We start from the raw sequence: 14,898 nt of genomic DNA, 5'->3' as shown, positions 1-14,898 counted from the left end.
CTTCCAAAAAATGAACCTTTGGATATCACGTTAAGAGATGAATAGAATAGGAAAAGTAGGATAATATGTTAAATAAATATTCAAAAACATTCACACAAAACAGCGAACAGCCTGCTGCAAAGGCAATGCTTTACGGAATAGGCTTTACAGAAGAAGATATGCACAAGGCTCAGATCGGGATTGCCAGTATGGGATATGATGGAAATACCTGCAATATGCACCTAAATGACTTGGCCCGAATTGTAAAAAAAGGAACATGGGATACAGGATTGGCAGGCTTGATCTTTAATACAATTGGGGTGAGTGATGGGATGAGTAATGGTACAGATGGTATGCGCTACTCTCTGGTAAGCCGCGATGTTATTGCAGACAGTATTGAGGCAATTTGCGGTGCACAGTATTATGACGGACTGATTGCTTTGCCGGGTTGCGACAAAAATATGCCGGGAACCATTATCGCGATGGGAAGATTGAACAGACCATCCCTTATGGTATATGGCGGAACTATTGCCCCGGGATGCTACAAAGGTGAAGCATTGAATATCGTTTCAGCCTTTGAGGCCTTAGGTAAAAAAATTGCAGGTGAAATCTCTGAAGAGGATTTTGATGGAGTTGTTAAAAATTCCTGTCCGGGAGCAGGAGCATGTGGTGGAATGTATACAGCCAATACCATGGCTTCAGCAATAGAAGCGTTAGGAATGAGCCTTCCGTACTCATCTTCCAATCCGGCTTTAAGCAAAGAAAAACAAAATGAATGTCTGCAAGCAGGAGAGTATCTGAAAATACTATTGGAAAAAGATATCAAGCCCTCAGATATTATGACCAGAAAAGCCTTTGAAAATGCGCTTCGTCTGATTGTTATTTTGGGAGGAAGTACCAATGCGGTTCTGCATTTTATAGCAATGGCAAAAAGCGTAGGAGTATCTATTACACAAGATGATTTTCAAAAAATGAGCGATTGTACTCCGGTATTGGCAGACCTTAAGCCAAGTGGTAAATATCTGATGCAGGACTTACATGATCACGGAGGGACACCGGCTGTAATGAAATATCTGTTGGAAGAGGGACTACTGCATGGTGACTGTTTAACGGTTACAGGAAAAACATTAGCTGAAAATCTGGAAAATATTCCGACACTGGATTTTAATACACAGAAAATTATAAAACCATTATCAAACCCGATAAAACCGACAGGACATCTGAGAATATTGTATGGAAACCTTGCAGAAAAAGGAAGTGTTGCCAAGATAACAGGAAAAGAAGGAGAACGGTTTGTAGGAAAAGCCCGCGTATTTGATGGAGAAAAGAATCTCATAAGAGGGATTGAAGACGGAACAGTACAACATGGAGATGTGATTGTTATCCGCTATGAAGGTCCCAGAGGAGCACCTGGTATGCCGGAAATGCTGAAACCTACCAGTGCCTTGATTGGTGTGGGACTGGGAAGTAGTGTTGCCTTAATTACAGATGGCAGATTCAGTGGAGGAACTCATGGTTTTGTAGTAGGACATATTACTCCCGAAGCTCATGAAGGTGGCCTGATTGCATTTGTAAAAGATGACGACCTCATTGAAATAGATGCCGTAAATAATACAATACAGCTTAAAGTTTCGGATGAAGAAATTGAAAAAAGGAAACAAGGCTGGCAAAAACCTACTCTCAAGGTAAAGAAAGGGTTGCTTTATAAATATGCATTAACAGTATCATCTGCCGCCGAGGGCTGTGTAACGGATGAAATTTAAAATAAAACATCATGAAGAACCTAAATCTATCAACAGAAACAGAACTGAGCGGAAGCCGGATTATACTTGAAGCATTTCTTCAGGAAGATGTACATACCGTTTTTGGATACCCCGGAGGGGCTATTATTCCGATCTATGATGCACTTTATGATTATAAGGAACAGTTAGAGCATATCCTTGTACGCCACGAACAAGCAGCTGTACATGCAGCACAAGGATTGGCGAGAGTATCAGGAAAAGTAGGAGTGGTAATGGCAACCAGTGGTCCGGGAGCTACTAATCTCGTAACTGGGCTGGCTGATGCCTTACTGGATAATACACCTATTGTATGCATTACAGGACAGGTTTTTGAACATCTTCTGGGGACAGATGCTTTTCAGGAAATAGATGTAATGAATGTAACAAGCCCCGTTACCAAATGGAATTATCAGGTTACCGACGCCAATGAACTTCCCGAAGTACTGGCCAAGGCATTCTATATTGCAAAATCAGGTCGCCCAGGGCCCGTACTCATTGATGTGACAAAAAATGCCCAGCTACAGAAAGTTTCATATAAAGGATATTCACCCTGTCATTCATTGAGAAGCTATAAGCCGGATCCGGTTCCATCAATAGAGTATGCCGAACAGGCTGCGGATTTGATTAATAAGGCAGAACGCCCATTCATTATTGCAGGTCAGGGGATTATGTTGGGGAAAGCAGAGCAAGAGTTTTTGCAGTTTGCCGAAAAATCAGGAATTCCGATTGCATGGACTGTTTTGGGAATGAGTGCTGTTCCTACAGATCATCCTCAGGCGGTAGGAATGGTAGGAATGCATGGAAACTATGGTCCCAATATTCTTACCAACCAATGTGATGTGCTTATTGCTGTGGGAATGCGCTTTGACGACCGTGTTACAGGAAGACTGGATCAATATGCGAAACAGGCAAAGATTATTCATCTGGATATTGATAAGGCAGAGATCAACAAAAATGTAAAAGTAGATGTGCCGGTTCTTGGAAATTGTAAGGAAACCCTGCCTCTTATAACTGCTTTCATCAATAAAAGAGAACATTCGGAATGGCATCAAAAATTTAAGGATTGTATGGAAGTTGAAAGCATTAACCTTATCAATGATGAATTATATCCTACAGAAGGAGAAATCACAATGGGAGAAGTGATTAGATACCTCAACGAAATAACAAAAGGAGAAGCGGTTATTGTAACCGATGTTGGGCAACATCAGATGGTAACCTGTAGATATTCAAACTTTAAAAATCCGAGAACGAATATTACAAGCGGCGGACTGGGTACCATGGGATTTTGTCTTCCTGCAGCAATAGGAGCAGCTTATGGGGAACATAATCTTCCTGTAATTGCTGTAATGGGTGATGGAGGTGCCCAGATGAATATTCAGGAGTTGGGAACAGTGATGCAGTATCATCCGGATATTAAAATTTTAATTCTTAATAACAGCTATCTGGGAATGGTAAGACAATGGCAGGAGCTTTTTCATGAAGAACGATATTCATTTGTTGACATTCAAAGCCCTGATTTTGTACAGGTTGCGAAGGGTTATGGCATTTCTGGAAATAAAGTGGCCCAAAGGAAAGATCTGGAGAGTGCGCTCCGTGAAATGCTTGATCATAAAGGAGCATTTCTCCTTGAAGTGATGACAGGAAAGAAGCACAATGTATTTCCTATGATTCCACAGGGGAAAAGTGTTTCAGAGATTGTATTGAATCAAAAATAATAACATAAACAGGAAAAAAATGATCACAGAAAATAAAGAATATACCATAACAGCTTATACAGAAGATTGTTTGGGATTGATCACAAGGATCAATGCTATTTTTTCAAGAAGAAGGATTTCAATTATGAATTTCAATATGGGTCCTTCAGAAATAGAAAAGATAAAAAAGTTTGTTATCACCATCAAAGAAACAGAAGAATCTGTGCAGAAGATTACCAGACAAATGGAAAAACAGGTAGATGTATTGGAAGTTCATTATCATAAAAATCCACATCTGACCGTAATAGAACATGCAAGCTAAGTAGAAAATTAAATAATATATAATAAATAAAATTAAAAGAAATGGCAAAATTGAATTTTGGAGGAGTAGAAGAAAACGTAGTAACAAGAGAAGAATTTCCATTGGAAAAAGCTCAGGAAGTATTAAAAGATGAAGTGGTAGCCGTAATCGGGTATGGAGTGCAAGGGCCGGGGCAGGCACTTAATCAAAAAGACAACGGAATTAACGTCATCGTAGGCCAGAGAAAAAACTCAAAATCTTGGGATAAAGCAGTGGCAGACGGGTTTGTTCCGGGTGAAACACTTTTTGAAATAGAGGAAGCCTTACAAAAGGGAACCATAATCTGCTATCTTCTGAGCGATGCCGCACAAATAGAATACTGGCCAAAGGTAAAACAACACCTTACTGCCGGAAAAGCGTTATACTTCTCTCACGGATTCGGGATTACCTTTAATGAGCGTACAGGAATTGTTCCGCCTGCAGATGTAGATGTTTTCCTTGTAGCTCCCAAGGGATCAGGAACCTCACTCAGAAGAATGTTTCTTCAGGATAGAGGATTGAACAGCAGTTTTGCCGTGTATCAGGATGCCACAGGAAAAGCCAGAGAAAGAGTTACTGCCCTTGGAATTGCCATAGGAAGCGGCTATTTATTTGAAACCAATTTTAAAAAAGAAGTTTACAGTGACCTTGCCGGGGAAAGAGGAACATTGATGGGTGCTGTACAGGGAATATTTGCTGCCCAATATGATGTATTAAGAAAAAACGGACACAGCCCTTCTGAAGCATTCAACGAAACTGTAGAAGAACTTACCCAATCATTAATGCCCTTGGTAGCCGAAAACGGAATGGATTGGATGTACGCCAACTGCAGTACAACAGCGCAAAGAGGAGCATTGGATTGGTGGAAACGCTTTAGAGATGCTACTTCTCCATTATTTGAAGAACTGTATGACAGCGTTGCTCAGGGAAATGAAGCCCAAAGATCCATAGACAGCAACAGTAAGCCGGATTACAGAGAAAAACTGGAGGTAGAGTTAACCGAATTAAGAGAAAGTGAGATGTGGAGAGCCGGAAAAACGGTACGCAGTCTGAGACCTGAGAATAATTAAAACAAAAAAAGAAAATGAGGACGGGAGAAACCTATCTATCCATATTGGATAATGTCTATAGTGCTGCAGAAAGACTCAAAAATGTATGCGTCAGAACCCCTTTGGCTGTTAATAATAACCTGTCAACGGTCTATAATGCGAAAATAAGCTTTAAAAGAGAAGATCTTCAAAGAGTAAGATCCTATAAAATTAGAGGAGCTTACAACAAGATGGCAACAATGTCTCAGGAAGAACTTTCCCGAGGTGTTGTTTGTGCCAGTGCAGGAAATCATGCTCAGGGAGTTGCCTTTGCCTGCAATTCTATGAAGGTGAAAGGGACTATTTTTATGCCTTTACCAACGCCGGGACAGAAATTGGAGCAGGTGAAAATGTTTGGTGGGAATGATATTGAAGTCATTTTGTTCGGAGATACATTTGATGAAGCCAAAGATGCTGCGATGAGGTTTTGTAAAGAAAAAGACGGAATGTTTATTCATCCGTTTGATGATCCCGCAATTATTGAAGGGCAAGCTACCACGGCATTGGAAATTCTCGAACAGGCCGAAGAACCTATTGATTATCTTTTTGTACCAATAGGAGGTGGGGGCTTGGCTGCTGGCATATGTTCTGTTTTTCAAGAGCTGTCTCCCCAGACAAAAATTATTGGAGTAGAACCATCGGCGGCGGCGAGTATGAAAAAGGCCCTGGAAAATGGAAAGCCCGTACTTCTTGAAAAAATCAGCCGATTTGTAGATGGGGCAGCCGTACAGCAGGTAGGAAATCTCAATTTTGAGCTTTGTAAAAATGTTCTACATGACATGGCAACCGTAGAAGAGGGCTTGGTATGCGAAACCATACTTTCATTGTATAACAAAGATGCCATTGTTGTGGAACCTGCGGGAGCCCTTTCCGTAGCAGCATTGGAGAAATATAAAGATCAGATACAGGAAAAAAATGTTGTATGTATCATCAGTGGAAGTAATAATGATATCACCCGAATGGAAGAAATCAAGGAAAAAGCCTTGTTGCATGCCAACTTAAAACATTATTTTCTGGTAAGGTTTCCGCAACGTCCGGGAGCTTTGAAATCCTTTGTAATGGAAGTGTTGGGACAAAATGATGATATTACTTTTTTTGAATACACTCAAAAAAATTCAAAAGAAAAAGGAATAGCAGTTGTGGGAATTGCTCTAAAGCAAAAAGAAGATTTTACTCTATTAATTGATAACATGAAAAAACACGATTTCTTCGTCAATTATCTGAACAATGATCCGTCCTTAATGAATTTACTTATATAATCAGGCCATTACTAAAAACATGATGATGAAAAAAGCTTCACAATTTGTGAAGCTTTTTGTTATTTATCTTTCAAGGGTAAAATTTGAAATAATTTTCGGACGTTCAGCTTCATTAGCTACTTTCCAGGAAGTTCTGTACATCCATTCCGTCATTTTATATAACTTTTTGTAATTGATGTTTTCAGATTCATCCTGTGGGGTATGGTACTGATCATGCAGTACACTGGTGAAAAATATGGCAGGAATACCAATTTTAGCATAAGGAAGATGATCACTTCTGAAGTAAAAGAATTCTGCATGACTAGGAGAGTCCCAGTCTTTCAAATATTTGAATTTAGTACTTTCATTATTGGCTTCCTCTGCCATTTTTACCAAATCCTCAGAATTTTTGTGAGGAGCATTCCCTCCTAATAAAGCGGCTTCATCATTGCTGTTTCTTCCAATCATATCTCCATTTAGGACTGCTACAATTTTCTCTTTTGGAACAACAGGATGTGCAGCATGCCATCTGGATCCAAGCAAACCTCTTTCTTCAGCACCATGGAAAACAAACAGCATGCTTCTTTTTCCGGGTTGTTTTTTATAGGCTCTTGCCATTGCTAACATCGCTACGCAGGTACTTGCATTATCATCAGCCCCGTTGTAGATGGTGTCATTCTTTACAGGATGTCTGATCCCGTCGTGGTCCTGATGTCCGCTAAGCAAAACATATTCATCCTTAAGGGAAGGATCTGTTCCTTCAATTTTTCCGATGATATTTACGGATGGATATTTATAGGTTTCTGTTATCAGGTTAAGAGAAGCTTTCGGGTTGTTCTTTACCCAGCCTGCATTTTCTTTTTTGATCCAAAGAACAGGAATGTTGTTCGTTATTTTTTCTCTTAATCCCTCTACGCCATAGCTTCCTCTTGTCATTTGGGGAAGAACTTCCGGCCAGCTTTGTTCAGACAGGTCATCAGTGATAAAAATAATTGCCTTAGCTCCAAGTTCATAGGCTTTATTGTAGTATTTGGTTCTTACAAATCCGGGATATCTTCTTACAAAAAGAGTCATTTCCTTTTCTATATTTTTATCAGAAGCATTTACTGCCAATACTTTTCCTTTGATGTTCAATTTAGAAAGATCCTCAGGCTCTGCATTTCCTGCGTATACCACTTCAGCATCCAGAGAAGCATTTACAGGTTCTGCCACAAGATAGTCTTTCCATAGCTTTAAATTATTGTCTCCAATTTTCAGGCTGCTTTGAGGAATTACCTGATGCCTGTACATATCAAAGAACTGAAAAAATGTACCGTGATCGCCGGCTGGCTTCATTCCTGCTTCCTTGGCTTTGTCGGCAAGCCACATAGAAACCTTTAATTCGTCCAAGGTTCCAGCTTCACGCCCCCAGAACTGATCTGCCGCCAATTCATACATGTCCTTTCTAAGATCAGACTCCTTGATAGCGGAAACCAGAGGTTTCTTATAGTTTTGAGCATTTCCCATACTGAATACAAGCATACTCAACAGGGAAAAAATATAATTTCTATTCATCTGATTTTAATTTAAATGATTTAGTTTATCAGCAAATTGCTTTGAAAACTCTTTTCTGTCCTCTTCCAGTTTCTCAGGGTTAGAGGGTAAGACATAGTTGAAAAGAATCTTATTTTCATTATCCAAAAATATAATTTCTTTTTCTTCCCCGTTAATCATCTGTGAAAATATTTCCCACATGGAAGTATCTTTTAATTTTAATAATTCAAAAAATGCTTCAGCTTTTATTTCTATTCTCTGCATGGTAGCTTATATATGGTGTATAATGTATTGTATAATGATTGTAATTAAAGATTTGGAGCTTAAAATTCCAGGAACTTTAATTTGAACTGGATGGCGAAATTTTCCTTGAAGTGTGGCGTTGCATAATAACCCACTCTGTAGAATAATCCCAGATTGAAATAGCTTGAAAGGAAGTTATTCCATTCCAAACCAACCTCCTGATAGAGGTGGTCAAGCTTCTTAAATTTAAACTGATGATATTCAGGATGCTTCATGTCCCCAATAGTTCCGCGCAGTACAAAATCAAAGCTGGAAACGTTGTGTCCAAAGCTTTTGAAGTAAAAAGGAAGCTTGTGTGTAAAATAATAGGCTACGAACTTATCATTATAAAATTTTCCACCCTCCAGTGTTGCAAATCCAAGGAATGAAGTAAGGTTAAAATTAAAATCCTTACCGGGAGAGGCTAGTCCGTTCATGGTAAAGTTCTTCCATATTGGAGCTTCACCCAAAACTACACCTCCATACAATCTGAAACCTGTAGTTCCGATCGGAGTCTTGAAATTATGTACAAAAAGGGCATCAAAACGGGAGTAATTGAAACTTCCACCTGCTACTTTATAGCTTTGTTCATAGTTAAAATAAAGCTCCGGATACTTTTGGTCTATCAGGGATTTCCCCTGTGGAGTCATAATATTGGTAGAATTGGGAGAATACTTTAACGTAAATAAGGTATTGAAATTCTTAAACGAAGATCCTCCATCTCTAAACTGGTAATCAAACTCAGCCTCTTCAATATTTCTTCTTACAGCAAGAGCAAGAGTAAGTCCGTTGGTAACATCGTTCAGATAAGACAATGATGCACCCTTGAAGTGGAAATACTTATCATTATTAAGATTATTTCCAAAGTTCATCATCCTCATTTTGAAATTCCAGAGTCGTCTGTAAAACTCCCCTGAAGCGGTCACATCATCATAAAATTCAAACCTGAAGAATGAGTTTTTTCTTAATGTAGTCTTCACATCTATACCCATTCCGTATTTCCATCTTCTGTCTTTTACACCGTAGGCAAAATAGTAATCAGGAGAAAAATAAGGGTTGAAATTTTCATTGATCTTAGCTTTTAATCCAAGCCTGAACCCCTCATACGAGTTATAGTTGACAATTTCATCCACCGCAAAATCTACCGCATTTACTCTTATTTGGCCGTTAAGCAAACCTGAAATGATCTGTGCCTTACTATCAATTTTATATTTTTTACCAAGGCTGTCAATTGTTTTATAGGTATTTTGTTCTCTTTCAGTAAGCGGATCAGTTCTGTATCGATCCAGAGAATGCCCGTCAATACTTTTTACAGAGAATGTATAGCCCTTGAAGTCTTGGGCTTTTTCCTCAATAGGAGATTCAAAGTCAAAATATTTGGAAGTAAGGAAGGCGTAGGTACCAAAGCTTTTCTTATCCTTTTTATTAACATGTTCCTTATCATCCATTGCCATTTTACCCATTTTAAGCTTGGTTTTTTCATGGGCAAGGAACCATTTGTTATTATAAAACACCCAGGTGCTGGTAATAATTCCGTCGTTCTTGTTTTTGCTGAAATTTTCAATTTTTTTAATTCCGTAGGTCTCCGTATCTATATAAATGGAGCCATTGTATTTTCTTTTTCTGTCCGGATTTTTGTAGTTAACTTCACGGAAACGGATCACAAAGTTTTTTCTTCCGTCAAGCTCGATGGTATCTGACAGAAAGAATCTGTAAAGACCCCTGTTTTCCGGTTTTAACTGTTCCGGAACAACATCTCTATTACTTTGCTGAAGAGCAATCATCTCATAAACCGGCTGCTTTAAACCCGAAATTCGGTTGTCCAGGATATTGATCTTTTCTCCATACTTTTTGGAATATAAAAACTCCTGCGCTCTTTCCCAGAGGAAGAGTTTACTTTTTGCAAAGATCTTCCTTGCATTGATGTTATTCAGTGAATCTTTTTCTCTCTTTTTCTTGAAAATGTTGAGGTCATTAAAATACTGATTAAACTGAGAGAGACTATCCTCGTCAATATCCAGTGAGATTTTTTCGTAGGATTTGTAAGCATAGGAACCTAAGCTTTTAGGAGAGTTCTCATTGAACATTTTGTTCACCTTTTTAAGAATTTCCAATGCTCTTGGATCACTTTTATCCTCAATTACAACTGCTTCAATGGCTGTTGTCTTTGATGATTTTTTGGTAAGAGAAACCTCCATGCTGCTTTCCACAGATGTTATTTCCTTTTTATAGGATTCGGCCTCTACCTCTATGTTTCTGCATGTAGTTTTAAACTCTAAAACCCCCTGTACATTCGTGTAGCCAAGGATTTGGCCCTCACAGAAGACCTTAGCATTAGAGATAGGTTTTTGATTGGCGTCATCTACAACTTTTATTTTCAGTTGCGAATAACCCAAAAAATAAATCAGGAAAAATAATAATTGTAAACCCCTTTTCATGTAAAAAAACTACGTCAAAAATAATGATATTTATTCTTGTATAAAAGTTTTTTAACAGAGTATAACATTGATTTAATCTAATGAGTAAATGGATATTTCCTACAGAATGATGATTAAGCTTAAGGGTAGATTGTCATTCTGAAATTCTTTACAATTTCCAATAAAAAAACTCCTGAATACATTAAATTCAGGAGTTTATTATATTTTAAAATATCTTTTAAATATTTAAAGCTTTCTGGTAAGCATTTTCCAATCCGGATAGGTTTTTCCCTCCTGCAGTAGCAAAGCCAGGGTTTCCGCCCCCGCCGCCTTGGATTTCTTTTGCCAGATCCTTTACAATAGCTCCGGCCTGATAATCTGCAGCCAGATCATCAGAAACTCCTACAGTGATCATTGGTTTCCCGTCTGCATCAGAAAGAATGATCGTCACCGAAGTAGGGATCTCTCTCTTCAACTGGAATACAATATCCTTAACAGAACCAGCATCCAAAGAAGTCTTCTTTACTAGCAATTGCTTATTGCCTTTCTGTTCGTAAGCGGTTTTCCAATCACCGATTTCTCCTTTTGCTTTTTCTTTTTTAAGGGCATCTACCTCAGCCTTCAGCGAAGTATTTTCCTCAATAAGTTTTTCGATGGATCTTACTACATCCTTAGATTTTAGTAATTGTGACAGCTCAATGATCTGCTTTTCAAGATTATTGAAGTATTCTTCAGATTTATCACCGGAAATAGCTTCAATTCTTCTGATTCCTGCTGCTGCAGAACCTTCAGATGTAATTTTGAAATGACCAATTTCGCTGGTGTTTTTTACGTGAGTTCCTCCGCAAAGTTCTCTTGAACTTCCGAACTGAATCATTCTCACACTGTCACCGTATTTTTCTCCAAATAAAGCCATTGCACCTTTGTTCAAAGCCTCCTGAATAGGGATATTTCTGAACTCCTGTAAAGCAATGCTTTCTTTGATCTTATGATTTACTTTTTCTTCAATTAAAGCCAATTCTTCCTCAGTCATTTTATTGAAGTGAGAGAAGTCAAAACGAAGATAATCCGGACCTACGTAAGAACCTTTCTGTTCAACGTGCGTTCCTAAAACATCTCTCAATGCCTCATGTAAAAGGTGGGTTACAGAGTGGTTAGCCTGAGAGTTCTTTCTGTCGGTAGCATTTACCTTAGCATAGAAAACAGCTCCTGCATCCTTTGGAAGACCATCAATCAATGAAACGATTAATCCGTTCTCCTTTTTAGTTTCCAGCACTTCAAAGCTTTCTGAAGCGTTTTCCAGAAGACCTTTATCTCCAACCTGTCCACCTCCTTCAGGGTAGAAAGGAGAGCTGCTCAGTACTACCTGATAAAATTCCCCGTCTTTGTTTTCTACCTTTCTGTATCTTGTAATATATGTTTCAGATTCAATCTGATCATATCCTACGAATGATTCCGGTTTTTCTTCCAAAACTACCCAGTCATAAACCTTTTGAGCAGAATCTGACTTAGAGCGTTGTTTTTGCTTTTCCATTTCAGCCTTGAAGCCCTCCTCATCAATGGTTAATCCTTTTTCCTCAGCAATAATTCTTGTTAAGTCATCAGGGAAACCATAAGTATCATATAATTCAAAAACTTCTTCACTTGGTAGTACCTTTAGGTTATCCGTAATGGTCTGTTGAATTAATTTTTCAACTCTGATCAATCCGTTTTCAATGGTTTTTAGGAAAGATTCCTCTTCACTTTTAATCACTTCAGAAACCAGTTTTCCTTGTTTTTCAAGTTCAGGGAAGAAAGATCCCATTTGCTCCTGTAGAACCGCAACCAATTTATAAAGGAAAGGTTCTTTCATTCCAAGGAATCTGTAAGAATATGAAATACCTCTTCTTAAAATTCTTCTGATTACATAACCTGCTCCTCCGTTAGAAGGAAGCTGCCCGTCTGCAATAGCAAAAGAAACCGCTCTGATGTGGTCTACCACAACACGGATGGCAATATCTTTTTCGTCCTCTAAAATTCCTGTATATTTTTTACCTGAAAGTTCTTCAACTTTAGAAATAAGCGGAGTGAAAACATCTGTATCATAGTTGGAAGATTTCCCTTGAAGTGCCATACAAAGACGCTCAAAGCCCATCCCTGTGTCTACATGCTGAGCAGGAAGTTTTTCCAAAGACTTATCAGCCTTTCTGTTGAACTCCATGAAAACCAGGTTCCATACCTCAACAACCTGGGGGTGGTCATTATTTACCAATTCAAGTCCAGAAACCTGAGCTTTTTCTTCAGGGGTTCTTAAGTCAACATGGATTTCTGAACACGGTCCACATGGTCCGCTTTCACCCATTTCCCAGAAATTATCCTTTTTATTTCCGTTGATGATTCTGTCCTCAGAAATATGAGATTTCCAGAAGTCATACGCATCCTGGTCTCTGTCCAGATTTTCAGAAGCGTCTCCCTCGAAAATAGTTACATATAAATTTTCTTTTGGAATTCCGTATACTTCAGTCAGTAATTCCCAGGCAAAAGCAATAGCCTCTTTTTTGAAGTAATCCCCGAAAGACCAGTTCCCTAACATTTCAAACATGGTGTGGTGGTAAGTATCTCTACCTACATCATCCAAATCATTGTGCTTTCCTGAAACTCTCAGACACTTCTGTGTATCGGCAATTCTTGGGGCCGTAGGTGTTTTGTAGCCTAGGAAGAAATCCTTGAACTGCGTCATTCCGGAGTTGGAAAACATAAGGGTAGGGTCGTCTTTCAGCACAATAGGAGCCGAAGGAACGATAAGGTGCTCCTTACTTTTAAAATAGTCTAAAAATTTTTGACGTATCTCTTGTGATGTCATAGTATTGCTTTTGCTTTTTTTAATATCAAATTTTGATAAGATGCAAATTTAAGATTTTTAGGTGATTTAATATCTAATATTAGATTTTTTCAAGGATGTTTTATCAAATGTCAGACATAATATTGGGAATAACTTCGATTTGTTCTTTTAAAAATGGGATAGGATGCTGAAGAAATTTATCATTTAATATACATCATACTCAATAATTACCATTAGAATATACAGTCTAAAATTTTATTAAGAATAAAGCTCTTTGTATGCTTGCCATATCCTGCATTAATTATTTTTTCTTTCCATTTAACTTACTATCTTCGCTATGATCTGAATAAGATAAAAAACTTTCCAATGACAAAAGATGAAGAACTGAAAAACTGGATAGAGCAATATTCCGGCCCCCTTTTGAAGCGGGCATTGTATGTGCTTTCGAATAAGGAAGACGCTCAGGATGTAGTTCAGGATGTCTTTATAGCTGCTTTTTCAAATTATGACTCATTTGAAGGAAAAAGCCAGCCTTTAACTTGGCTAATGGCTATCCTTAACAGAAAAATTGCTGATTTCTACCGGAATAAATATAAATCGGAACCCACTATTAAGCTAGATCATTTTTTTGATGAAACAGGTTCATGGAAGAATAAAGATGTCATCAATGACTGGAATGTTTCAACAGAAGCTGAACTTTTGGATAATCAGGAATTCAATAAAACACTTGAAGAATGTATCGAAGAATTGCCTGCTAGATGGAAGATTTTATTAAAAATGTATTATCTTGAAGAAAAAAAAGCACCTGAGGTGAGTCAGGAATTGAATGTTTCTACGACTAACCTTTGGAAGATTCTTCAACGAAGCCGGGTACAGCTTAGGGAATGCCTGGAGTTTAACTGGTTTTCAAGAATATAATTAAAATGCTAAAAAAAATATTACATACCTTATTTCTACCATGCAGTGAAGCAACTCTGCTTATGGAAAAACGAAATGCCGGATCTATTTCTGCCAAAGAAAACAGAAAGCTGGGTGCCCATTTAATGATTTGTAAATGGTGCAGGATGTATAGTGAGAAACTAGCACTATTGGATAAGGTTTTTAAAAAGACGATTTCTCAGAAATCAGGAGAAATAAATGAATCTGAAATTCAGGATTTTAAAAATAAAATGATTGATAAATTAAATTTCTAGAAAAATTTTTGTCAGGATTTTGAAATAGTTCCGACTATACTTTTGAAAACAATAAAAGTATTAATTCAAAATCTTTAAAAATGGTAGGAACAACAAATAAAACGGGTAATAATCAATCAACGTACAATCTGGGATACTACGTTTCCCTCTTCGGAGCTGCTCTTATTTTGCTCTGGATCGGTATTTTCAAATTTACTCCCACGGAAGCTGCCGCAATAAAACCCTTGGTTGAAAACCATTTCTTAACCTTTTTCGTATATAAGATTATGAGTGCTCAGGCTGTGTCAAATCTTATCGGAGCGATAGAAATTATCATTGCCTTACTACTCCTATTTAGTGCGAAATTTGCATGGTTAAGAAAGTACGCAGGAATAGGAATGATTGTTACTTTCCTTGTTACTTTAAGTTATCTGTTTACCACTCCGGGAATGTGGAAAGTAGTGGACGGAGTACCAGTCACAGACTTTTTTATCTTGAAAGACCTTATGCTTTTAGGATTTGGATTAATGATGGTTCAAAATAATAAATAATG

The 14,898-nt window shown here is 38.0% G+C and carries 12 protein-coding genes; 8 read left to right on the top strand and 4 right to left on the bottom strand.

All coding sequences use genetic code 11. The features are described from left to right. The first annotated feature begins 65 nt into the window (after positions 1-65). Genes ilvD through ilvA form a run of 5 tightly spaced genes read left to right on the top strand, consistent with a single transcriptional unit; the run spans position 66 to position 6,141 of the window. Positions 66-1,742, top strand: coding sequence for a dihydroxy-acid dehydratase (ilvD, locus tag C7D53_RS10965; protein ID WP_106916520.1), 1,677 nt, complete (start codon positions 66-68; stop codon positions 1,740-1,742). Between the two features lie 11 nt (positions 1,743-1,753). After that, positions 1,754-3,475 (top strand): biosynthetic-type acetolactate synthase large subunit, encoded by a 1,722-nt coding sequence (ilvB, locus tag C7D53_RS10960; protein WP_106916519.1) that lies wholly within the window; start codon positions 1,754-1,756, stop codon positions 3,473-3,475. Between the two features lie 19 nt (positions 3,476-3,494). Beyond that, a complete protein-coding gene (locus tag C7D53_RS10955) occupies positions 3,495-3,776 on the top strand; it encodes an ACT domain-containing protein (RefSeq protein ID WP_106916518.1) in 282 nt (93 codons plus the stop codon). A gap of 41 nt (positions 3,777-3,817) precedes the next feature. Continuing rightward, entirely contained in the window at positions 3,818-4,864 is a 1,047-nt protein-coding gene (ilvC, locus tag C7D53_RS10950; protein WP_106916517.1) for a ketol-acid reductoisomerase, read from the top strand. 14 nt (positions 4,865-4,878) lie between these two features. Continuing rightward, positions 4,879-6,141 carry a threonine ammonia-lyase IlvA gene (ilvA, locus tag C7D53_RS10945; protein ID WP_106916516.1) on the top strand — a complete coding sequence of 421 codons (1,263 nt, stop codon included), beginning with the start codon at positions 4,879-4,881 and terminating at the stop codon, positions 6,139-6,141. A gap of 63 nt (positions 6,142-6,204) precedes the next feature. Here the strand turns inward: ilvA and C7D53_RS10940 are convergent, their stop codons facing one another. The 4 genes from C7D53_RS10940 to alaS all read right to left on the bottom strand — a co-directional run bounded on the left by C7D53_RS10940 (position 6,205) and on the right by alaS (position 13,194). Continuing rightward, positions 6,205-7,674, bottom strand: a complete 1,470-nt coding sequence (locus C7D53_RS10940) for a M20/M25/M40 family metallo-hydrolase (protein ID WP_106916515.1) — start codon at positions 7,672-7,674, stop codon at positions 6,205-6,207. Between the two features lie 6 nt (positions 7,675-7,680). Beyond that, positions 7,681-7,917, bottom strand: a complete 237-nt coding sequence (locus C7D53_RS10935; RefSeq protein ID WP_106916514.1) for a hypothetical protein — start codon at positions 7,915-7,917, stop codon at positions 7,681-7,683. A gap of 59 nt (positions 7,918-7,976) precedes the next feature. Continuing rightward, a complete protein-coding gene (locus C7D53_RS10930; RefSeq protein ID WP_106916513.1) occupies positions 7,977-10,373 on the bottom strand; it encodes a hypothetical protein in 2,397 nt (798 codons plus the stop codon). 217 nt (positions 10,374-10,590) lie between these two features. Further along, a complete protein-coding gene (gene alaS, locus C7D53_RS10925) occupies positions 10,591-13,194 on the bottom strand; it encodes an alanine--tRNA ligase (protein WP_106916512.1) in 2,604 nt (867 codons plus the stop codon). Between the two features lie 345 nt (positions 13,195-13,539). Between alaS and C7D53_RS10920 the strand changes: the two genes are divergently transcribed. The 3 genes from C7D53_RS10920 to C7D53_RS10910 all read left to right on the top strand — a co-directional run bounded on the left by C7D53_RS10920 (position 13,540) and on the right by C7D53_RS10910 (position 14,896). Then, positions 13,540-14,091 carry an RNA polymerase sigma factor gene (locus C7D53_RS10920; RefSeq protein WP_106916741.1) on the top strand — a complete coding sequence of 184 codons (552 nt, stop codon included), beginning with the start codon at positions 13,540-13,542 and terminating at the stop codon, positions 14,089-14,091. Between the two features lie 5 nt (positions 14,092-14,096). Further along, positions 14,097-14,366, top strand: a complete 270-nt coding sequence (locus C7D53_RS10915; RefSeq protein ID WP_106916511.1) for a hypothetical protein — start codon at positions 14,097-14,099, stop codon at positions 14,364-14,366. A gap of 80 nt (positions 14,367-14,446) precedes the next feature. Next, complete coding sequence (locus C7D53_RS10910; RefSeq protein ID WP_106916510.1) at positions 14,447-14,896, top strand: DUF417 family protein; 450 nt, start codon at positions 14,447-14,449, stop codon at positions 14,894-14,896. Positions 14,897-14,898 lie beyond the last annotated feature (2 nt).

The organism is Chryseobacterium aurantiacum, assembly GCF_003020585.1.
Classification (GTDB): Bacteria; Bacteroidota; Bacteroidia; order Flavobacteriales; family Weeksellaceae; genus Chryseobacterium; species Chryseobacterium aurantiacum.
The sequence above is the reverse complement of the archived record's forward strand: the minus strand, read 5'-3'. Positions and strand labels throughout refer to the sequence as shown.

What these genes read in the sequence shown, in the direction of transcription:
- ilvD (WP_106916520.1), top strand. Translation starts at nt 66, where the DNA reads ATGTTAAATAAATATTCAAAAACATTCACACAAAACAGCGAACAGCCT.
- ilvB (WP_106916519.1), top strand. Translation starts at nt 1,754, where the DNA reads ATGAAGAACCTAAATCTATCAACAGAAACAGAACTGAGCGGAAGCCGG.
- C7D53_RS10955 (WP_106916518.1), top strand. Translation starts at nt 3,495, where the DNA reads ATGATCACAGAAAATAAAGAATATACCATAACAGCTTATACAGAAGAT.
- ilvC (WP_106916517.1), top strand. Translation starts at nt 3,818, where the DNA reads ATGGCAAAATTGAATTTTGGAGGAGTAGAAGAAAACGTAGTAACAAGA.
- ilvA (WP_106916516.1), top strand. Translation starts at nt 4,879, where the DNA reads ATGAGGACGGGAGAAACCTATCTATCCATATTGGATAATGTCTATAGT.
- C7D53_RS10940 (WP_106916515.1), bottom strand. Translation starts at nt 7,674, where the DNA reads ATGAATAGAAATTATATTTTTTCCCTGTTGAGTATGCTTGTATTCAGT.
- C7D53_RS10935 (WP_106916514.1), bottom strand. Translation starts at nt 7,917, where the DNA reads ATGCAGAGAATAGAAATAAAAGCTGAAGCATTTTTTGAATTATTAAAA.
- C7D53_RS10930 (WP_106916513.1), bottom strand. Translation starts at nt 10,373, where the DNA reads ATGAAAAGGGGTTTACAATTATTATTTTTCCTGATTTATTTTTTGGGT.
- alaS (WP_106916512.1), bottom strand. Translation starts at nt 13,194, where the DNA reads ATGACATCACAAGAGATACGTCAAAAATTTTTAGACTATTTTAAAAGT.
- C7D53_RS10920 (WP_106916741.1), top strand. Translation starts at nt 13,540, where the DNA reads ATGACAAAAGATGAAGAACTGAAAAACTGGATAGAGCAATATTCCGGC.
- C7D53_RS10915 (WP_106916511.1), top strand. Translation starts at nt 14,097, where the DNA reads ATGCTAAAAAAAATATTACATACCTTATTTCTACCATGCAGTGAAGCA.
- C7D53_RS10910 (WP_106916510.1), top strand. Translation starts at nt 14,447, where the DNA reads ATGGTAGGAACAACAAATAAAACGGGTAATAATCAATCAACGTACAAT.